This is a genomic window from Enterococcus sp. HMSC078F03, assembly GCF_001811595.1.
Taxonomy (GTDB): Bacteria; Bacillota; Bacilli; order Lactobacillales; family Enterococcaceae; genus Enterococcus; species Enterococcus faecalis.
In genome coordinates this window covers 1-226 of sequence record NZ_KV805597.1, presented here as the reverse complement: position 1 = coordinate 226, position 226 = coordinate 1, and the positions used below count along the sequence as shown (strand labels likewise).

Below are 226 nucleotides of genomic sequence, written 5' to 3'. Positions count from 1 at the left end.
AATGCCATAAGCGCAGATAAAATTGCATCTCTTTCTGCTTCTGCATCTGCTAATTGTACTAGCGCATCTTCTGCTTTGTTCCCATGACTTTGGCTTTTAGGCATATCTGTAATAATTGGTGATTTTAAATCTATCAAAGAGCGACCAGCTATTCGCTCTAAACGTCTAAAATTCTTCAACACATTTCTGGCATTCGCTTTTGTTTGTCGAAAATCTACTTCTTTTA

Annotated in this window: 1 protein-coding gene; it reads right to left on the bottom strand. The window is 36.7% G+C overall.

Going from position 1 to position 226, the window contains the following annotated elements:
* Positions 1–226: ArpU family phage packaging/lysis transcriptional regulator (locus tag HMPREF2810_RS12535; protein ID WP_305366943.1), on the bottom strand; the 226-nt coding region annotated here is incomplete at both ends.